Origin of the sequence: Stenotrophomonas maltophilia (genome assembly GCF_013464485.1) — a bacterium.
Lineage (GTDB): Bacteria > Pseudomonadota > Gammaproteobacteria > Xanthomonadales > Xanthomonadaceae > Stenotrophomonas > Stenotrophomonas maltophilia_AW.
Map to the genome: position 1 here is coordinate 52,116 of NZ_RAUX01000030.1, position 19,547 is coordinate 71,662.

Consider the following 19,547-nt stretch of genomic DNA (forward strand, 5'->3'; position numbering starts at 1 on the left):
GGGTCAGAACTTGTAGTTCACGCCCAGCATGTAGGTGCGACCCCACTCGATGTATTCCAGCGGGCGATCCTTGCTGCCGGCGTAGGTGCGGTACGGCTCGTTGGTCAGGTTGCTGCCCTGCAGCAGCACGGTCAGGCCACGCAGGGCGCTGCTGTCGCTGAAGGTGTAGCTGACCTGCGCATCGGTCACGTTCTCGCCCACCACGTAGCGCAGGCTGCGGTTGCCGTTGAAGTTGCCGATCTCACCGATGAAGTCCGAACGACGGCGCTGGCTGACGCGTGCCTCGAAGCCGCTGCGCTCGTAGTACGCGGTGAAGTTGTACACGCGCTTGGACAGACCCGGCAGGCTGATCGGATCGGTGCCCACGCTGGAGGCGCTTTCCGGATCCAGGATGGTGATGTCGCTCTTGTTGAAGGTGGCGCTGGCCTGCACGCCGAACCCGCGCAGGCTGTCGGTCAGCATCTCCAGCGGGAACGAGCCGGTCAGCTCCAGGCCCTTCAGCGTGCCGCCCTTGCCGTTCTGCGGCGCGGAGAAGGTACCGGTGGTCAGTACCGGCGAGGTCATGCCCGGCGGCGGCACGTAGCTGCCCAGCAGCGCGGTGAAGTCGTAGTTGTCCACCGACTGGGTGTAGACGTAGCTCTTCAGGTCCTTGTAGAAGATCGCAGCGGCGACGTAGGCCTTCTCGCCGAAGTACTTCTCATAGGACAGGTCCAGCGCGGTGGCACGCCACGGGTCCAGCAACGGGTTGCCGCCGCTGCCGCCGGGGCGGCCGGTACCGGTATCCACGCCGAACTCCAGGCCTGCACGCATCTGGTCCACGCGCGGGCGTGCGACCTGCTTGGCGGCGGCGAAACGCAGCGTCTGCTGGTGGGGGAACATGAAGGCCAGGTTCAGGCTCGGCAGCCAGTCGTTGTACGTGCGGCCGTCGGAATAGGGCTGGATGTTGTTGCCGGCCGTCTGCGAGCTGTCCCAGTAGCGCGAATCCGAGCTCTGGTCGGTGTGCTGCATCTGCACGCCAATGTTGCCGCGCACGCCGACCACGCCGATGTCGGTGTTGATGTTCAGGCGCGCCCAGGCGGTGGTGATCTTCTCCTGCACCGTCCACGACTTGGGAATCAGGTAGTCCAGATTGTCGACCGGATTGAAGGTCATGTAGCGACCGACCGCGGCCGGCACATCCCACGCCGGAATGGTGCCCAGGCCGGCGAAACCGAGATTGACCGGACGGTACTGCAGGTCCGGGGCGATGTTGGCATCGCCCTGCGCGCCGAGCAGGATGTTGCCCTCGGACTGGGTCTTGACCTTGCGGCGGTCGGCATAGTTGACGCCGATGTCGATGTCCGGCGCCCACGAAGCGATCGCTTCGGGCAACGCAATCGTTGCGGCCAGCTTGCCACCCTTCAGGCGGTCTTCCACCTGCGGCACCTTGCCGTAGCCGGAACCGTAGATGGTGTTGGTCAGGAACAGCGCGTCGGGATTGGAGTAGTTCAGGCCCGGGCTGATCTGCGAGAAGCCGTTCTGGCGGATCGACACGCCGACCGTATCCAGCTGCGGCATCGGGGTCAGCTGCAGGTTGTTTTCCAGGTTCAGCTCATCGCGCGTGGCCTTGGAATAGTTCAGGTCGGCGACCAGCTTGACGCCACTGAAGTTGAACTCGTTGTTCCAACCGAACGCGTCGATCTTGTCCTTGCGCTTGTTGTACATGCCGCGCACCAGCGGGTACACGCCGCTGGCAGTGCCGCCAGTGAACGAACCATTGGCGTTGACCTGCGGATTGCTGACCAGCAGGCCCGGGGTGTAATTGCCGTTGTAGTTGCTCAGGTTCAGCTCGAACTGGTTGGCGGTGTCGATCTGCTCGGCTTCGGTGTGGAACGCATCGAAGGTGCTGGTCCAGCTGTTGCTTGGGCGGAACTGGATCGTCGCCATCACGCCGTCGCGCTTGTTGTTACCGGTGCGGCGCAGCGCCTTGATGCCATCGGAGAAGTAGGTGCCGGCGGCAACACCCGGGCGGTTACCCTTGTCGGTGTGCTCGGTGGTCCACGGTTCGTAGAGGCCGACCTGGTTTTCCTGGATCGGCATGTCGCTGTGCGCGTAACCGATGGCGATGCCCAGGGTCTTGTCGAAGAACTGATCGATGTAGCTGGCGCTGAAGCGGTTGCCATACGGGTCGACATTGGCGGCGCGGCCCAGCGAGCTCTTCTGGTAGCGGCCACTGACCGCGATCACGCGTTCGCCGAAGCTGAGCGGGCGTGCGGTCTGCATGTCGATGGTGCCCGACAGGCCCTGGCCGACCAGCGCAGCATCCGGGGTCTTGTAGACGGTCACACCGTTGACCAGCTCAGACGGGTACTGGTCGAACTCGACGCCGCGGTTGTCACCGGTGCTGACCACTTCACGGCCATTGAGCAGGGTGGTAGCGAAATCGGGTGACAGGCCGCGCACGCTGATCACCTGCGCACGGCCGGCAACGCGCTGGGCGGCCAGGCCGGGCAGGCGCGAGATGGATTCGGCGATGCTGACGTCGGGCAGCTTGCCGATGTCTTCGGCGGAGATCGCTTCGACTACCGAGGTGGCGTCCTGCTTGATCGCGATCGCGTTCTCGATGCCGCGGCGGATGCCGGTGACCTGCACCGTATCCAGGTTGGTGGCGGCGGTGGCAGCTGGCGTGGTGGTGCCCTGCGTGGACTGTGCCGACGCCAGTGCTGGCGCCAGCACAACGGCCAGCGCGAGACTCAGCGCACTGCGCTTGTGGTTCAACATTTTCCCCTCCCAGGCAATGTTGCAGATCGATTCGTGAACGTCCCGGAGTGACCGTAGACGTGCGACGCGGTGGCCGCAGTCGTCGCCGCTATGGTAGGCAGCGCGTTCTTCGCGGGAATCACCCTGCATACGTATTCAATGGTGTTTGCAGGGATGTAACCGCTTTCAGGTGCATCGTTCTGTAGAGCCGAGCCCACGCTCGGCKGCGGTCGGAAGCCGAGCGTGGGCTCGGCTCTACAGGGGATCAGCGGAGCGGCGTGAAGCGAATGGCCTGTCCACCGCCCGGTGCAAGCACCAGCGTCAGTGCATCGGTACTGGTCACTTCGCGGGTTTCGCGCACGAAGTCGAATGGATTGCTGCGGAAATCCGCGCCCTCGCCATCGCGGTAGATCTCGGCGCGATAGCGCACGCCCGGCTCCAGGAACCCCAGCGAAACCGGCAACACACGTCCGTGCTCGTCGGTGATGCTGCCGAGGAACCAGTCGCGACTGTTGCGATCACGGCGCACGATCGTCACGTAGTCGCCCACTTCGCCATCGAGCACGCGGCTCTGCTCCCAGTCCACCGCCACGTCTTCGATGAAGCGGAACGCCTCGCGATGCTGCAGGTAGTGCTCGGGCAGATCGGCGGCCATCTGGATCGGGCTGTACAGCACCACGTACAGGGCAAGCTGGCGGGCCAGCGTGCTGGGGATGGCCTGGCCGTGGCGGCCCTTCAGGCTGAGGATGCCGGGGGTGTAATCCATCGGTCCGGACAGCATCCGGGTGAACACCAGGTTGACCTCATGCTCCGGCGGATTCGGCGGCTGGCCCCAGGCGTTGTACTCCATGCCGCGCGCGCCTTCGCGCGAGATCCAATTGGGGTAGGTGCGGCGCAGACCGGTGTCCTTGATTGGCTCATGCGGGTTCACCGACAGATGGCGCCGCGCCGCTTCCTGCACCACCGTCAGGTGGTGGCGGGCCATGAACTGCCCGTCGTGCCACTCGCGCCACAGCGGGCCACCGGCTGGATTGCGGCGATCGACCTGGCCATCGTCGCAGACGTAGCCGGTCTTGAACTGGTCCACGCCCAGCCGCGCATACAGGTCCAGCGCGGCACCCAACTGGTCTTCGTAGTGCTCGATGGCGCAGCCGGTTTCGTGGTGGCCGATCAGGTGCACGCCCTTTTTCAGGCCGTACGCCGACAACGCCTCGATATCGAAATCGGGCGTGGCACGGGTGAAATCGAAGTCGTAGCCGTTGCCGACCCACATGCCATCCCAGCCCGGGTTCCAGCCCTCCACCAGCACCCCGCGGAAACCATGCGCGGCGGCGAAGTCGATCACCTTCTTCGTCTTGGCGGTGGTGGCCGCATGCTTCGGCCCGGTCGCCCAGCTTTCGTTGTCCAGGTGCATCGACCACCACACGCCCAGGTATTTGGCGGGCTTCACCCAGCTCACGTCGCCCAGCGCGTTGGGTTCGTTGAGGTTGAGGATCAGGTCCGATTCGACCAGGCCACCCGCGCGGTCAGCAATCTGCAGCGTGCGCCACGGTGTGGCGAAGGGCAGGGCGCGGCGCACCTTCCAGCCTTCGGCCGAGGGCGAGAGCTGCGCGCGCAGGCGCTGGCCCTCGGTGCGGCGCAACCACATGCCGGCGTAGTCCACCAGCGCGGCCTCGTGGATCGCCACGTGCAGGCCATCACGGCTGCGCAGGGTCATCGGCGTATGCACCAGCGGCACTTCGCGCAGCGGCGTGCGCTGGTACAGGTATTCGTAATGGATCGGCTCGCCGGCCGGAATCCACCAGGCCGTCGATTCCGGCGCAATGGCGAACTCGGTCAGCTCGTCGTCGATGATCGCCTCGCGCAGGTTGGGCTGCTCGGGAAACGCATAGCGGAAGCCGAGTCCGTCGTCGTAGACACGGAACACCACATCCAGACGGCGCTTGCTGCCGGTGGATTCGGCAAGCTGCACGGTCAGCTCGTTGAAGTGGTTGCGGGTGATCCGGCGTTCGCCCCAGGGTTGCTCCCAGGTGTCATCGACGCTGCGTTGCTGCTGGCCGATCACCGCGAAATCACGATCCAGCCGGCCATCGCGCAGGGCGAAGCCCAGCTTCGAATCCTCCACCACCGGCTCGCCGAAGCGCTCGACGCGGTAGCGGGCGGTGCCGCCGTCCAGCACCAGGCTGGCCTTGAGCACCTTGCCCGGTGATTCGATGCTGATCACCTGCGGCGCCGCCCTGGCGAGCGTGGCAAGGCCCAGCAGGGCCGTGCCGAAAAGCAGTGCAAGCGTCACGCGTACAACACTGGGTGACATCGGCATTTCCCCTCCCAAGGCGCCGTTGGCAGACCCGGACCATAAGCCAGCGCGGCAAGCCCACTACCGTGCGACGCCATGAATACGTATGCAGCTGGACGCAGCCGGCAGCCCCGCGTCTACCATGGGCCCAAGGCACCTTGAGGGAGGGGCCGCGCCCGCCCGCCGGCAACGACGGTGCGGACCTACAACGCGTGCAGAGAGGGAGGGAGGCCGACGGGCGCAAGCCGGTCCGCCGCTTCGATGCTGAAGATCATTTGCCTGACCGCTGCCCTCGGGGCAGCGCTGGGATCGACCGCGCAGGCGGCCGACCTGCAATTCGACGGCCGCCACGCGCGTGCCGAAGCCGCAGCCAACGGCAGCTTCGTGCTGCATGCGCCGAAGGGGACAGTACAGATCGCAGCCGCACCAATGCGCAGCCGGACCGGCAGCGTGATGTTCGATGCGCTGTTTGCGCTGGCCCAGCAGGACATGGACCAGGACCGGGTGGAGGCGATCCGCGACCCTGCCTTCGATGAAGGCCGCCCGGTGCCCTGCGACTGCTTCCAGACCGGCGCTCGCTGGCCCTATGTCTGGACCCGTGATGTCAGCTTCGCCGCCGATCTGGCGTTGGCGCGGCTGGACCCGCAGCGCACCCGTCAGTCGTTGCAGTTCAAGCTGTCGGCGGCGCGCGCTGGCCATACCCCCGGCCTGTTCGTGGCCCAGGACACCGGCTCCGGCGGCAGTTGGCCCATCAGCAGCGATCGCGTGGTGTGGTTCCTGGCCGCGCGCCATCTGCTGGATGATGCGGCCTTCGCCGACCAGGTCTGGCAGGCGCTGCAGGGAACCCTGGCGCAGGACCGAAGCATGGTATTCGACCCGCAGATGGGCCTGTATCGCGGCGAGACCTCGTTCCTGGACTGGCGCGAGCAGACCTACCCGGACTGGACGCGCGAGAACGTGCGCTTCATCGGCGATTCCTACGCGCTGTCCACCAACGTGCTGCATTACCAGGCCCTGCGCCTGGGCCAGCAGATGGCCGCGCAGCTGGGCGACGAGCGCGCCGAGCAGTACAAGGCCTGGGCCGATGCGTTGGCGGTGCAGATCGATGCGCGCTTCTGGCGCCAGGACATGGGCCAGTACATGAGCTACATCGGCGAAGCGGCGCACCCGGTGCCGTACGCCAAGGTCGACCTGCTGGGCCTGTCGCTGGGCATCCTGGCCGAGGTGCTGCCGGCCGAGCGTGCGCGCCGTGCGCTGGCCGCTTATCCGATGGGGCCGGCCGGCAGCCCGGTGGTGTGGCCGCAGGAAGCGCAGCAGCCGATCTATCACAACCGCGCCATCTGGCCGTTCGTCAGCGCCTATTCGCTGCGCGCGGCGCGCCAGCTGGACGACGCGCCGCGCATCGCCGCCGAGATCCGCTCGCTGATGCAGGGCGCGGCGCTGGCCGGTTCCAACATGGAAAACTACGAACTGGTCAGCCAGGCCGTGCATGTGGACGAAGGCGCGCTGAGTGGGCCGGTGGTCAATTCCGAGCGCCAGCTGTGGTCGGTGGCCGGCTACCTGGCCATGGTCACCGAGGGGGTGTTTGGCGTGCAGGACGATGGCAGCGTGCAGCCCAAGCTGCCGGCTGCGCTGGTGCCAGAACTGTTCGGCAAGCAGCGCCGCATCACGCTGGATGCCAATGGCAAGCGCTACGTGCTGGAGCGGCCGAAGCAGGTGGGCGATGGACTGCTGGTGGCCGGCAAGGCAATGACGCGCGGCGGCACCACCACGGTGCAGCTGGTGGCCGCGCCGTCGCGCGCGTTGCCCGCCAGCACCGCCGATGCCAATGCGCGCGCGCCGACAACCCCGGCCGCACCGCAGGCGCAGCGCAGCGGCAAGGGCTGGACCGTGCCGGTGGCCGAAGGCCAGGTGCTGTGGCAGGACGGCCGCGCGGTGACGGCGATCAGCAAGGGCGTGGCACGCCTGGGCGATGACGGCCTGCAGCACTGCCTGAGCCTGACCCGGCGCGAGGGTGCGCTGGAATCGCTGCACAGCCCGATGCTGTGTGTCGGCCCGCAGCAGGTGCTGCGCGGCGCGCGCCAGTGGCAGTTCACTGCGGCCAAGGCCGGGCCGGTGCGGCTGCGGCTGCAGTACAACAACCCCAATGGCCCGATCAACACCGGGGTGACCGCCGCGGTGAAGCAGCTGGCGGTGCAGTGCGCCGGCCAGTCCGTGCAGCGCCTGACGGTGACGCTGCCGCACAGCGTGGCCGCGCAGGACTCCACCGCCGCGACCTTCAGCGTGCCCAAGGGGCGCTGCAGCGTGAAGCTGGAAGAGGGCTTCAACATGAGCGCGCTGCAGCACTTCGCGCACTACACCGGCGGCAAGGGCGGGCACGACGGCGTGCTCAACCAGGCCCAGGTGCAGGCGCTGAAGGTGGCGCCGGTGGCCGCAGTCGAGGGTAGCCGATGAGCCGTCCTGCCAAACCGCAGTTGTCGTTCTGGCAGATCTGGAACATGTGCTTCGGCTTCCTTGGCATCCAGTTTGGTTTCGCCCTGCAGAATGCCAATGCCAGCCGCATCTTCGAAACGCTGGGCGCGGACATGGAGTCGGTGCCGGGGTTGTGGATCGCCGCACCGCTGACCGGTCTGCTGGTGCAGCCGGTGATCGGCTACCTGTCCGACCGCACCTGGACGCGCTGGGGGCGACGCCGGCCGTTCTTCATGATCGGCGCGGTGCTGACCACGCTTGCCCTGCTGGTGATGCCCAATTCGCCCACGCTGTGGATCGCCGCCGGCACGCTGTGGGTGCTCGATGCCTCCATCAACGTATCGATGGAACCGTTCCGCGCGTTCGTGGGCGACCAGTTGGCACCGCGCCAGCGGCCCACCGGCTATGCCATGCAGAGTTTCTTCATCGGCGTGGGCGCGATCGTGGCCAGCTTCCTGCCGTTCATCCTGACCCACTTCGGCGTGGCCAACACGGCGGCGGCTGGCGAAGTGCCGGACACGGTTCGCTATGCGTTCTACTTCGGTGCGGTGGTGCTGCTGGCCGCGATCACCTGGACCGTGGTCAGCACGCGTGAGTATTCGCCCACCGAGCTGGCCGGCTTCGATGACGCCGAACCACCGGCACACCACGCCGCGGCCGCAGTGAACGGCCCCGCGCCGTGGTCGCAGGTGGCGCTGTGGCTGGGCGTGGGCCTGCTGCTGGCGGTGCTGATCGCCTGGCGCCAGGGCGACAGGATGCTGTACGTGCTGGCCGGCCTGTGCGCGGGCTACGGCCTGTTGTTGGCGGTGGCCCGCTCGCTGCCGGGCACCCACATGCTGGCGGCGATCGTCGACGATCTGCGGGCGATGCCCATCACCATGCGGCGCTTGGCCTGGGTGCAGTTCTTCTCGTGGTTCGCCTTGTTTGCCATGTGGATCTACACCACCGCTGCGGTGGCCGGCACCCACTTCGGTTCCACCGATCCGCAGTCGGCCGCCTACAACGAAGGTGCCAACTGGGTGGGTGTGCTGTTCGGCGCGTACAACGGCTTTGCCGCGCTGGCCGCGCTGGTCATCCCGTTGATGGTGCGTGCCGTGGGCCTGCGCTGGAGCCACCTGGTGAACCTGTGGCTGGGCGGTACCGGCTTGATCTCGCTGATGTTCATCCGCGATCCGCACTGGCTGCTGCTGTCGATGGTGGGCGTGGGGTTTGCCTGGGCGTCGATCCTGTCGCTGCCGTATGCCCTGCTGTCTGACAGCGTGCCGGCCAGGAAGATGGGCGTGTACATGGGCATCTTCAATTTCTTCATTGTAATCCCGCAGTTGGTCGCGGCCAGTGCGCTGGGCTTTGCCCTGCGCGCATGGCTGGGTGGCCAGCCGATGCATGTGCTGGTGCTGGGCGGCTGCAGCCTGCTGCTGGCCGGTGTGTGCGTGCTGCGGGTTCCGTCGCGTTCGGAGGTGGTGTGATGCGTGCTGTGTTGCCTGTTGCTGTCTGTGTAGCCCTGTTTGCCGGCCAGGCCCTGGCCGCGCCGCGCCCGGCGTATGTCGGCACGACCGAACCGTTCGCCAGCGATGCGGTGTACTTCGTGGTGACCGATCGCTTCGTCAATGGCGATCCGTCCAACGACCACCGCGACCAGGGCGGCAAGCACCGCACGTTCGATATTCCGGTGCCGTGCCCGGACAAGGTGGATGGCAACATCGGCTACCTGGGCGGCGACTTCCGTGGCGTGCTGGACAACGCGCAGTACATCCGCAACCTGGGCTTCGGCGCGGTGTGGATCACCCCCATCGTCGACAACCCCGACGAAGCCTTCACCGGCAGCAAGGCGATCAGCTGTACCAGCACGCTGACCGACCGCGGCAAGACCGGCTACCACGGCTACTGGGGCATCAACTTCTACAAGCTCGACGAGCACCTGCCCAGCAAGGATCTGGACTTCGCCGGTCTCAACAAGGGCCTGCACGATGCCGGCCTGAAGGTGGTGCTGGATATCGTCGGCAACCATGGTTCGCCGGCTTGGACCATGCCCAAGCGGCAGCCGCAGTTCGGCCAGATCTTCGACAAGGATGCGAAGCTGATTGCCGACCACCAGAACCTGCCGCCGCAGAAGCTGGACCCGCAGCACAACCCGCTGCACGCCTTCTACAACAACATCGGCCCAGTGGACAGCAAGGACGGTTCGATCTTCGATGGCAACCTGGCCGAGCTGTCCGACTTCAACCAGAACAACCCGGCGGTGATGGACTATCTGGTCGGGGCGTATCTGCAGTGGACCGCACAGGGCGTGGATGCGCTGCGCATCGACACCATCGGCTGGCTGCCGCACCCGTGGTGGCATGAATTCGTCAGCCGCATCCGTGCGCAGCACCCGGGCATGTTCATGTTCGGCGAAGCGTTCGACTACAACGCGGCCAGCATTGCCGAGCACACCTGGCCGGTCAATGCCAACGTCAGCGTGCTGGATTTCCCGCTGCGTGGCGCGCTGGAACAGACCTTCGGCACCGCCGGCAAGGGCTTTGAAACGCTGGCCGAACCTCTGCACCTGAGCGGTGGGCCGTATGCCAACCCGTACGAGCTGATGAGCTTCTACGACAACCACGACATGCCGCGGCTGCAGGCCAGCGACAGCGGCTTCATCGACGCACATAACTGGCTGTTCACCGCACGCGGCATTCCGGTGGTCTATTACGGTTCTGAAACCGGCTTCATGCGTGGCCGCGCCGAACATGCGGGCAACCGCGCCTACTTCGGCCAGCCGCGCGTGGACGCCGCGCCGCAGAGCCCGATCTTCGCTCCGCTGCAGCGCATCGCCAAGCTGCGCGAAGCCACCCCGGCCCTGCAGCGCGGGCTGCAGGTGAACGAGCGCCTGCAGGGCGATGAAGCGGTGTTCCTGCGCGTGCTGCAGCACGGCGATGTGGCGCAGACCGCGCTGGTGCTGCTGAACAAGGGCGATACGGCGCGCACCTTCGAAGTGGAGCGCTACCTGCAGGCCGGCACCTGGCGTGACGCACTGGGCGGCGGCGAACTGAAGGTGAAGGGCCGCCTGCGGACTGAAGTGCCCGCCCACGGGGTGAAGGTCTACGTGCTGGATGCGCCGGTGCAGCAACCGGCATTGCAGGCCGAACTGGACAAGGCCATGGCCGACCAGCAGGCGCGGGACCAGCGTCTGCGGCGCTGACACCCCATCGGTAGTGCCGGCCGCWGGCTGGCAACCCCAAATTCATGGACCCTGCAGATGCCGGCCAGCGGCCGGCACTACCGGGTTTGACCGCATCCGGCACAATGGACACCCCTCACGCCCCGCCGTACCGCCATGACCGACCTCGCCCCGCAGCCCCCGATTGAAACCCTGCTGAAGGCGGCCATGGACGGTGCCGTGCCGATCCGCGCGTTCATGGAGGCCTTCGTCGCCTCCGAGGTGGTGCTGCTGACCGGCAGCCTGATCACCCCCGACGGCAGCGGCTTCGATCCGCTGCTGTTCGACAAGCAGGGCACCCTGCATGTGGCCGTGTTCACCGACCCATCGCGGGTCGGCATCTACAGCCAGCAGGTTCCGCACCAGATCCGCTGGCTGATGCTGGACGTGCTGCGCCGCGTACCGGGCGGCTACGGTGTCGTGATCAATCCGGGTACACCGCTGGGCTTCGAGATCTCGCCCGGCGGCATCAGCGAAATCCTGAAGGATTTCGCCCAGGGCTGAATGTCCTGTAGAGCCGAGCCCATGCTCGGCTGCTTTGGCAGCGGACCCGCTACCCGATCTCCACCCGCGTCGCCGCGCATGCGCCGCGTGAGCCCTCATTCCGGACGATATTGTCCGCGCCGGATGCTTGCCAGGCAAGGGCACCCTGCTAGAGTCCGCAGACCGAAGGATCGCAGGGGGCGTCATGAGGGAGTCGCAGGAGAAGCTGCAGCGCATTGTCGATCTGCACACACACGTATTCAACGCGCGTCATCTTCCGCTTGAGAGCATCATCAGGAATGCTCTCGGAAACTGGTCCAGTCTGCTTGCGGTCGGCATTGCCAAGCTGCTCTATGAACTGACCGGAAGTGATGGAGAGAAGGCGGAGTTTGCAAGGCTCAAGGCAGAGCACGCCAACGCCCTGATCGCCCATGAGGGCGTTGGCGAGCCGGACTACATCGATTCGATCTGCAACATCACAGAGCATCAGGTGCGGCACGGCGTCACTCAGAAGGGTGTGCTCGAGGCCGGTCTCGCTGCTGCTCTGCGCGAGCTCGATGGGATCGACTACGCCCTGGACGGTTGGAGTGGTGAACCTGACCCGGATGAGCTCGAGCGAATCGATTCCCTGGCGCCTGAGGCGATGCCGGCCTGGGCAAGGAGGGTGGTGAAGCGCGCCCTGCGAAGAATGACCGACCTGATCCGGCCCAATGAGAACAGCATCATCGACAACTACGCGGAGTTCTTCTTCACCTTGTTGGCGAGTGAGGAGGTGATCCTGCAAAGGCTGCGCGATGCCTACGGCGAAACGCCCGCGCCGATGGAGTTCGTGCACTACATGATGGATATGGAGCTTGCATATCCCGGGCGCAGGCCTCCCAGGTATGAGCTTGACGTGCGCAGGGCGAGGATGCTGGAGCTGGCGCGGAACAACCAGGACCTGCACGGATTCTTCGCTTTCGATCCGCGGCGTGAAGACTGCGTTGGTCTGGCGAAAAAAGCACTGGAGGAAGGGTTCCTTGGCTTCAAGTTCTACCCTGCGATGGGCTACCGCCCGCATGCCGATGAACACTATTCGGACCGGATCGAAGCGTTCTACGATCTTTGCCTGGAAGAGGATGCGCCGATCTTCGCCCATTGCACCCCCGTGGGCTTTGAGAGCAGCCATCTCAGTGGGCGTTTGGCTGATCCGGTGCACTGGCTTGAAGTGCTGAAGGAGCGCAGTACGCTGCGCCTGTGTCTGGGTCATGCCGGTGGCATGAGTGCGCCGAAGCGCAACCCGATTTCTGCGGGATGGGCCGCTTCCAGCGAGTCGGAGTGGACGAAGGGCAACTATGCATGGCAGGTGGTTGACCTGTGTGTCCGATACCCCAATGTCTATTGCGAGGTTGGCCATCTGGAGGATCTACTGAAGGACGATGGCATGATCTGCTTCGAGCAGAACCTCAGGCGCGCGCGTGAGGCAGGTGGCGACTTTGGATTCATGGATAAAATCGCCTACGGGTCAGACTGGCACATGCAGGCGATGGTCAACTCGGCCCGTCCCTACCTGGGTCTTTTCATGGAGCTGTTTGAAAAGGAGGAGTGGCGGGACTACAGGGAATGCTTCTTCTGGCGCAACGCCTATGCCTACCTGCGGCTGCCGCGATAAGGTGGTTGCACACTGCAGTGATCCGCACTGAAGCAGAGGGCATGGATGGAGTTCAACGTACTCACCGGCGATGCGCCGGAACGGCAGCAGTTGGCGCAGTGGTATCACACGCAGTGGGGTGCCAGCGCCGGTTTGTCGCTGGAGCAGGAGCTGCAGCGGCTCAACCAGGCGCAGGATGCGGACGGTTTCCCGCACCTGATCGCCGCTTTCGACGGCGGGCAGGTGGTCGGCGCCGTGCAGTTGAAGCGGCGTGAGATGACGGCCTTTCCGCAGTACGAGTACTGGCTGGGAAGCGTGTTCGTTGCCGACAGCCATCGCGGTCGCGGCCTGGCCGGCGAGTTGGTCGAGCGGGCCGCAGCGCAGGCCGCGCGGATGGGCGTTACCGATCTGTACCTGCAGACCGAGGCGTTGGATGGAGGCCTGTATGCGCGGCTCGGGTGGGTACCGTTGCAGGAAGCTGACAACCGCAGCTATCGGGTGCTGGTGATGGTCCGCCGGTTGGTCGCATGAGCACTCCAACAGCCCGGCACTCCCGATCCGCGCTGTTGTTCCTGATTGGCGCCATCGTCGCCGCGCTGATATCCATGCCCCTGCTGCGCGCAGTGGGCATGGTGCTGTGGCCGGTGTTCGCCATTGCCTGGCTGATCAACCTGGGCGCAGCCTGGTATCTGGGGCAATGGGCGCGACAGCAGGGGCGTTCAGCGTGGGCATTCGGGTTGCCGGCGGCGCTCGGCACCGTCGCCTCGATCGTGGTTTTCGTGCTGCTGGCGTTGTTGGGGCCGAAGTCCCCAGTGCGCTGATCCTTCGCGGCTATCGTGGACAATGTGCCAAGCATGGCTCGGCACTACAGCAGGGCGATCCAAGCCAAGCCTGAACGCGTTGCGTGGAGCGCCGGCGCATGGGCCGGCGCCCCGTGGCCTCACATCGTCACCTTGCGCCGGTTGTCGTCGCTCACCCGGTCGATCAGTTTGTTGTACGGGTCGAAGCCCGCCTCGTCCGGTTTTTCATCCACGGTTACCGTGATCTTCGGCGCGGCGCTGGTGATGTGATGGCGCTGCAGGTACAGCACCTTCTGGTCGCGCTCCTTGCCTGACGGCCCATTGGCAAACACGCCGATCTCGATCCAGTCATCCATCTTCCCGTCGCTTTCCTTGCCCTTGCCGTCGGCGTACTGCTTGGCGGCGTGCAGGTCCAGGGTTACCTCAAAGCGTCCGTCATCGCGCTTGCGGGCGCTGGCGGCCATCACCCGGTTGTCGTAGAAGCTGATCTTCTCGAACAGGTCGGTGACCAGCTGCTGGCGGTCGGCCGGGGTCTCGGCGCGGATGTAGGCCAGCAGTTCGCGTGAGGTGGTGTAGGGCGGTTGCTGGTAGCCCTTGTCCTGCAGGAAGCGCTTCAAGGCACGGTTCAAGGCCTGCTCGCCAATCTCCTCGCGCAGCCGGTAGAACACCAGCGAACCCTTCTGGTAGTGGATGTACTGCTGGTTCTCCACGCGTTCCAAGGGTTGCTCCTCGATGGCCTCGCCACCACGTCCGGAGAGGTAGCCATCCAGCTCGCGCTTGAGGAACTGGCGCATGTGCTGGCGGCCGTATTCCTGCTCCATCACCATCAGGGCCGAGTACTGCGACAGCGATTCGGACAGCACCGTTGCACCCTGCACGTTGGCACCGATTACCTGGTGCGCCCACCACTGGTGTGCGATCTCGTGCGCGGTCACGTAGAACACGTAGTCCACCTTGTCCGGGTCACGCAGGTCGGCGATGAAGCCGATCGCCTCGGAATACGGGATGGTGTTTGCGAACGACTGCGCGAAGCGGGCATAGCCCGGGAACTCGATGATGCGTACCTGGCGGTGCTGGTACGGCGTGAAGTTTGCTTCGTAATAGGCCAGCGATTTCTGCACCGCCTCGATCATCCGGTCCACGTTGTAGCCGTGCGCCGGGTCGAAGTAGACCTCGATCGGAATGTTCCTGTACTTGGCCTTGCGCACTTCCCAGCGTGCGGACAGATAGGCGTAGAAGTTCAGCATCGGCCGGTCCATGGCGTAGCTGAAGCAGCGCCGGCCGTTCACCGTGGTCTCGTGCCGCAGGTAGCCCGGGGCCAGCGCCACCTGGTCTGGCGCGGTGCAGACCGTGGTGCGGAAATCGAGCCAGTCGGCATCGTTGGAAATGTAGGTGTTGGCGCGTGCGGCTTCGTCTTCCAGCTTGGGCATGCGCCGCGGTTCGCCGAGATCACGCTTGCGCCGCTCGTTGCGATCGGTGATCTCGGCGCCTTCGTTGTAGCCGAACGAAGGCAGCACGCGGCTGTTGAAGAACGTGCCGTTGTCGACGATGTTGCTTGGGGCCTGGCCGGCGGTGATGCCGTTGGGCGCTTGAGCCACCCGGAAATGGACGCTGCGGCTTTCGCCCGGTTGCAGCGGCGTGTCCAGCCGGTAGATGCGGTAGCCCAGATTCTTGTCATGGAAAGTCAGCTTCTGTCCGCCAAGATCGGCCGCCAGCAGTTGCTTGTCGTCGCCCATCGTTACATGAAGATCCTGGATGGGCTGCGCGTGCAGGTTGCGGATCGTCCAGTTCGCATCGATCACCATCGACTGCGATTCAGGGAACAGATCCACACGGTTGTCTACGGCGACGATGCGCGGCTGCGGCAGGTTGCGGTACTTCGACAGCTCGCGCTCGTAGCGGGCCTGCAGGTCCAGCTGCTGGTCCGGAGAAAGGAACTCGTTGCGGATGTTGGTGCTCCAGTACAACCAGCCCCCCACGCCGACGAAGGCCAGCGCCGCCACCGCGGCGAAGGCGCCGGTCGGCCCGCGCAGGCGGCGCCCGGCCAGCGCCAGGCGCTGGCGCAGGCCCTGGCTGACGCCGCGTACCCAGAACGCGGACGCCAGGCACATCAACGCCAGCAGGAACAATGCCCAGTAGCCCTGGAACGCCAGCTGCCCGGTCAGGAAGTGGCCGTAGCCGTTCATGTCCGAGTAGGGCGCGATCGGCCAGCTGCCGAAGTTATAGATGTTCTGCGTGTAGTCCAGCAGGCCCAGCACGCCCTGGCCGATCATCACCACGATGAGCAGCGCGTAGCCGAGGAATTTGTTGTTGGTCAGCACCTGCAGCACCAGCGCCAAGCCGCCCATCAGCACGTACACCACCGAATCCAGCGCCAGGCTGCGCAGGTACAGCAGCGGCTCCAGATGGGTATAGCCCTTGGCCAGCTGCACGCCCATCGCCGCCAGCGCGCCGGCCGCCTGGAAGCAGGCGATCACCGCCAGCAGCGCTGTGAACTTGGCCAGCAGCGGTACCCAGTTCGGCACCGGCATGGCATCGGTCACTTCATTGATGCGCGCACCGCGTTCCTTCCAGACCAGCTCACCGGCAAAGAACAGCACGATGATCACCAGCAGCCAGCTGAAGGCGCCCTGCAGGGCCATGATCATCTGCGAGGTGACCGGCCAGATCGAGGTGCCGTACAGCGTCTGCCGGAACAGCGCACTGGGCAGGAAGTTGGCCAGGCCCAACACCAGCAGCACGATGAACGGCACGCTGCGCAGCACGCCGCGCGTGTCGAAGCGGACCTGGCGCAGGAACTGCTGCCATGCCGTGGCTGCGGTGAATGCCGGCACCACGCGCGGAAGCGTCGTCCGGCTGGGACGGACGGCACCCGTATCGGCAACCGGCAACGCCTGCCGACGGCCCCAGCGGCGGCGCCCGCTGCCACTGCGCTCGGTACGGAACACAGCGAAGGTGGCGGCGAACAGTATTGCGGCCATGCCCAGCCATAGGGCGCGGTTGGCCAGCAGGTAACCGGTCAGCTCGGGAATGCTGCTGTTGCGTTCAGCGGTGGACCAGTAGCGGATGGTCCTGCCCAGCGCACGCATGCCCAACGGTTCGCTCAGTACCGCAATCCAGGTGTTGTCGATGTCGCGCAGCAGGGCCGCGCTGGCACCGTACAGCACCAGGTAGGCCACCAGACCGATGTAGACCCACAGGATCGAGCGGGTCAGGGCCGCCAGCAGTGACAGCAGCGCGGTGGTGAACAACAGGTTCGGAATGACGATGACCGCGAACGTCCAGGCGTATCCCTGCCAGCTGATCGGGCCCATGCGTTCGGGATCGACCCAGGGCATGAACGGTGCCAGCCAGAGGCCGAACGCGATGAGCACATAGACCAGCAGCCCCGCAGCCAGTGCTGCGGCGATACGCCCGGCCAGGTAGTCGCGGCGCTTCACCGGGCTGGCGAAGATCAGTTCGGCGGTGCCCAGTTCAAAGTCGCGCAGCAGCGCGTTGCTGACGAACAACGCGGCGACCAGCATGCCGAGCAGGGTGAAGATGCCCAGCATCTGTGCGATCACCGTGGGTGCATTGCTGTGCACGTTGCCGGTGCCGCCACCGATCTGCACGGCATCGCTGGAAGCGGCGGCGAAGGCAAGCAGGGCGAACAGCCCGGCCAGCAGCCACAGCAGCGGAGAACGCAGCTGCTCGCGCAGCTCGAAGCGGAAGAAGTTGAGAATCATGGCGTGCTCCGCTCAGGCTGCCGCGCGGGCACGGGCCTGCAGGCGCAGGCGCTGGAAGTACACGTCCTCGAGATCGGGAGCGACGGCCACGAAGCCATCACCGGGGTCGTTGGCGCTGTGCACGTGGATTACCGGGCGGCCCCCCACCAAGCGGGTCGACAGCACCACGTAGCGTGCCTCGTGGTCGGCCAGTTCCGAAGGGTCCACCTGTTTGCGCCAGACCTGTTGCTGCAGCGCATCGATTGCTTCAGCGGGGCGCCCGGTCAACAGCACCTGCCCCTTGTTCATGATCGCCATCGTCGGGCACAGGTCGGTCACGTCCTCGACGATGTGGGTGGACAGGATCACCGCCACGTTCTCGCCGATTGCCGCCAACAGATTGAGGAAGCGGTTGCGTTCCTCCGGGTCGAGGCCGGCGGTGGGTTCATCGACGATCACCAGCCGAGGGTCACCCAGCAGCGCCTGGGCAATGCCGAAGCGCTGCCGCATGCCGCCGGAGAAGGTGCCGAGCTTGCGCTTGCGCGCGTCCCACAGGTTCACCTGCTGCAGCAGGCCATCGACCACCTCGCGGCGCTGCGCGCGCTGGGTCAGGCCCTTGAGCACCGCGAAATGCTCCAGCAGGTCCAGCGCACTGACCTTGGGGTAGACGCCAAAATCCTGCGGCAGGTAGCCCAGCCGGCGGCGCACTGCATCCTTGTCGCGCAGCACATCGATCGATGCCTCGCCTGGAATGGTGAGGGTGACCGTGCCGCTGTCGGCCTCCTGCAGGGTGGACAGGGTGCGCATCAGCGAGGATTTGCCCGCACCGTTCGGCCCGAGCAGGCCGAACATGCCGCGCGGGATGTCCAGACTGACGTTGTTGAGGGCATGCACGCCGTTGGCGTACGTCTTGGACAGCGAATCGATCTTCAGCATGCGACGTACACCTTTCCATGGGAGATGTCTGCGCGTTATCCGCGCATCGGCCTCCCTGCGCATCCGCCGTTGGTCATGGGGGGAGACAGCCGCCGTCGCACGTTGGAGGGGGCAGGTGGTCTGGCGGCGCTTAACCGCGCAGCGACGACTCGCGCACCACCAGCTTCACCGGGATGCTCTGGCTGTCCACCGGCTGCCGGCCGATCAGCGCCAGCAGGCGCTCCACCAGTAGCTGCCCGGCCTGCTTGGTGTCCTGCTGCACGGTGGTCAGCGCAGGGGAAACGGAGGCAGCCAGCGGGATGTCGTCGAATCCGGTCACCGCCACGTCCTGCGGCACCCGCCACCCGGCGTCGCGGAGGGCACGCATCGCACCGATGGCGATCAGGTCGCTGGCGGCGCAGATCGCATCGATCGGCTCGCCACGCGCCAGCAGCAGCTGGCAGGCCTCCTGGCCGGACGCCTCGGTGGTGATGGCATCGTGCTGCAGTGCCGGTTCGGCGGCCAGGCCGTGGTCCTGCAGGGCCGCGACATGGCCGCGGTAGCGCTCCTGGAATTCGGGGTAATGGCTGGAGGCATGGCCGAGGAAGGCGATGCGGCGGCAGCCCTGCTGCAACAGGTGGGTGGTGATGTCATGCCCGCCCTGGAAGTTGTCGCTGCCGATCGACACGCCCGGTTGGCCGGGCAGGGCGGCACCCCAGCGCACGAAATGCGTACCCTGTTCGACCAGTCGCTGCAGGCGGTCGCGTGATTCGTGGTAGTCGCCGTAGCCGAGCAGGATGATGCCGTCGGCCTTGTTGCTGTCCTCGTAATCGGCCTGCCAGTCGGTGGACAGCTGCTGGAACGAGACCAGCAGGTCCTGCCCATGCAGGGCGCAGGCACGGGTGATCGAGCCCAGCATCGAATGGAAGAACGGGTTGATCAGCGAATCGTCGTTGGTCGGGTCTTCGAAGAACAGCAAGGCCAGGGTGCCGGCGTTGCGCAGGCGCAGGCTGGAGGCGTTCTTGTCGACCTTGTAGTTCAGTTCGCGGGCGATGCGCAGGATGCGCTCGCGGGTCTCGGCATTGACCATCGGGCTGCCGCGCAGGGCCCGCGACACGGTCGGCTGGGAGACCCCGGCCAGGTGGGCGATGTCCAGGGAGGTGGCTTTGCCTTTGATGGTCATGTGCGGGTGGGAGGGGCCAGGTGGAAGGTGCCCGGGCATGATGCCATGGGGTGGCTGGCGGCAGTCCGTGCGGGGCCCGGGTTGTGGACAGGCCCCCGGTCATGCGACGGTCGGCGTCCTGCCTTT

The 19,547-nt window shown here is 65.8% G+C and carries 12 protein-coding genes; 7 read left to right on the forward strand and 5 right to left on the reverse strand.

The features are described from left to right. Positions 1–3 precede the first annotated feature (3 nt). Both D7Y61_RS13545 and D7Y61_RS13550 read right to left on the reverse strand, forming a co-directional pair. Positions 4–2,760 carry a TonB-dependent receptor gene (locus tag D7Y61_RS13545; RefSeq protein ID WP_180866768.1) on the reverse strand — a complete coding sequence of 919 codons (2,757 nt, stop codon included), beginning with the start codon at positions 2,758–2,760 and terminating at the stop codon, positions 4–6. Between the two features lie 244 nt (positions 2,761–3,004). Continuing rightward, positions 3,005–5,059 (reverse strand): glycoside hydrolase family 97 protein, encoded by a 2,055-nt coding sequence (locus tag D7Y61_RS13550; RefSeq protein WP_180866769.1) that lies wholly within the window; start codon positions 5,057–5,059, stop codon positions 3,005–3,007. Between the two features lie 237 nt (positions 5,060–5,296). Between D7Y61_RS13550 and D7Y61_RS13555 the strand changes: the two genes are divergently transcribed. The 7 genes from D7Y61_RS13555 to D7Y61_RS13585 all read left to right on the forward strand — a co-directional run bounded on the left by D7Y61_RS13555 (position 5,297) and on the right by D7Y61_RS13585 (position 13,640). Then, positions 5,297–7,489 (forward strand): Six-hairpin glycosidase-like protein, encoded by a 2,193-nt coding sequence (locus tag D7Y61_RS13555; protein WP_180866771.1) that lies wholly within the window; start codon positions 5,297–5,299, stop codon positions 7,487–7,489. Then, positions 7,486–8,973, forward strand: coding sequence for an MFS transporter (locus D7Y61_RS13560; RefSeq protein ID WP_180866773.1), 1,488 nt, complete (start codon positions 7,486–7,488; stop codon positions 8,971–8,973). Before D7Y61_RS13555 ends, D7Y61_RS13560 begins: the two co-directional genes overlap by 4 nt. Continuing rightward, positions 8,973–10,688: an alpha-amylase family glycosyl hydrolase gene (locus D7Y61_RS13565; protein ID WP_180866775.1), complete on the forward strand. Its 1,716-nt coding sequence runs from the start codon at positions 8,973–8,975 to the stop codon at positions 10,686–10,688. Before D7Y61_RS13560 ends, D7Y61_RS13565 begins: the two co-directional genes overlap by 1 nt. A gap of 135 nt (positions 10,689–10,823) precedes the next feature. Then, on the forward strand, positions 10,824–11,210 hold the full coding sequence (locus tag D7Y61_RS13570; RefSeq protein ID WP_180866777.1) for an SseB family protein: 387 nt from the start codon (positions 10,824–10,826) through the stop codon (positions 11,208–11,210). 184 nt (positions 11,211–11,394) lie between these two features. Beyond that, positions 11,395–12,840 (forward strand): amidohydrolase family protein, encoded by a 1,446-nt coding sequence (locus D7Y61_RS13575; protein WP_180866779.1) that lies wholly within the window; start codon positions 11,395–11,397, stop codon positions 12,838–12,840. 45 nt (positions 12,841–12,885) lie between these two features. Then, entirely contained in the window at positions 12,886–13,350 is a 465-nt protein-coding gene (locus D7Y61_RS13580) for a GNAT family N-acetyltransferase (protein WP_180866781.1), read from the forward strand. Further along, a complete protein-coding gene (locus D7Y61_RS13585; RefSeq protein WP_180866783.1) occupies positions 13,347–13,640 on the forward strand; it encodes a hypothetical protein in 294 nt (97 codons plus the stop codon). Before D7Y61_RS13580 ends, D7Y61_RS13585 begins: the two co-directional genes overlap by 4 nt. A 119-nt stretch (positions 13,641–13,759) precedes the next feature. Here D7Y61_RS13585 and D7Y61_RS13590 read toward each other — a convergent pair whose 3' ends face one another. The 3 genes from D7Y61_RS13590 to D7Y61_RS13600 form a co-directional block, all read right to left on the reverse strand. Further along, positions 13,760–17,344 carry an ABC transporter permease/M1 family aminopeptidase gene (locus D7Y61_RS13590; protein ID WP_180866784.1) on the reverse strand — a complete coding sequence of 1,195 codons (3,585 nt, stop codon included), beginning with the start codon at positions 17,342–17,344 and terminating at the stop codon, positions 13,760–13,762. A 12-nt stretch (positions 17,345–17,356) separates the two neighbouring features. After that, the gene (locus D7Y61_RS13595; RefSeq protein WP_180866785.1) at positions 17,357–18,259 is read right to left on the reverse strand and encodes an ABC transporter ATP-binding protein; all 903 of its coding nucleotides are present in this window, start codon (positions 18,257–18,259) and stop codon (positions 17,357–17,359) included. A 130-nt stretch (positions 18,260–18,389) separates the two neighbouring features. After that, on the reverse strand, positions 18,390–19,421 hold the full coding sequence (locus D7Y61_RS13600; protein ID WP_180866786.1) for a LacI family DNA-binding transcriptional regulator: 1,032 nt from the start codon (positions 19,419–19,421) through the stop codon (positions 18,390–18,392). Between the last annotated feature and the right edge of the window lie 126 nt (positions 19,422–19,547).

Excerpts from the sequence above, each read along its gene's own strand:
- D7Y61_RS13545 (WP_180866768.1), bottom strand. The coding sequence starts at position 2,760 with ATGTTGAACCACAAGCGCAGTGCGCTGAGTCTCGCGCTGGCCGTTGTG.
- D7Y61_RS13550 (WP_180866769.1), bottom strand. The coding sequence starts at position 5,059 with ATGCCGATGTCACCCAGTGTTGTACGCGTGACGCTTGCACTGCTTTTC.
- D7Y61_RS13555 (WP_180866771.1), top strand. The coding sequence starts at position 5,297 with ATGCTGAAGATCATTTGCCTGACCGCTGCCCTCGGGGCAGCGCTGGGA.
- D7Y61_RS13560 (WP_180866773.1), top strand. The coding sequence starts at position 7,486 with ATGAGCCGTCCTGCCAAACCGCAGTTGTCGTTCTGGCAGATCTGGAAC.
- D7Y61_RS13565 (WP_180866775.1), top strand. The coding sequence starts at position 8,973 with ATGCGTGCTGTGTTGCCTGTTGCTGTCTGTGTAGCCCTGTTTGCCGGC.
- D7Y61_RS13570 (WP_180866777.1), top strand. The coding sequence starts at position 10,824 with ATGACCGACCTCGCCCCGCAGCCCCCGATTGAAACCCTGCTGAAGGCG.
- D7Y61_RS13575 (WP_180866779.1), top strand. The coding sequence starts at position 11,395 with ATGAGGGAGTCGCAGGAGAAGCTGCAGCGCATTGTCGATCTGCACACA.
- D7Y61_RS13580 (WP_180866781.1), top strand. The coding sequence starts at position 12,886 with ATGGAGTTCAACGTACTCACCGGCGATGCGCCGGAACGGCAGCAGTTG.
- D7Y61_RS13585 (WP_180866783.1), top strand. The coding sequence starts at position 13,347 with ATGAGCACTCCAACAGCCCGGCACTCCCGATCCGCGCTGTTGTTCCTG.
- D7Y61_RS13590 (WP_180866784.1), bottom strand. The coding sequence starts at position 17,344 with ATGATTCTCAACTTCTTCCGCTTCGAGCTGCGCGAGCAGCTGCGTTCT.
- D7Y61_RS13595 (WP_180866785.1), bottom strand. The coding sequence starts at position 18,259 with ATGCTGAAGATCGATTCGCTGTCCAAGACGTACGCCAACGGCGTGCAT.
- D7Y61_RS13600 (WP_180866786.1), bottom strand. The coding sequence starts at position 19,421 with ATGACCATCAAAGGCAAAGCCACCTCCCTGGACATCGCCCACCTGGCC.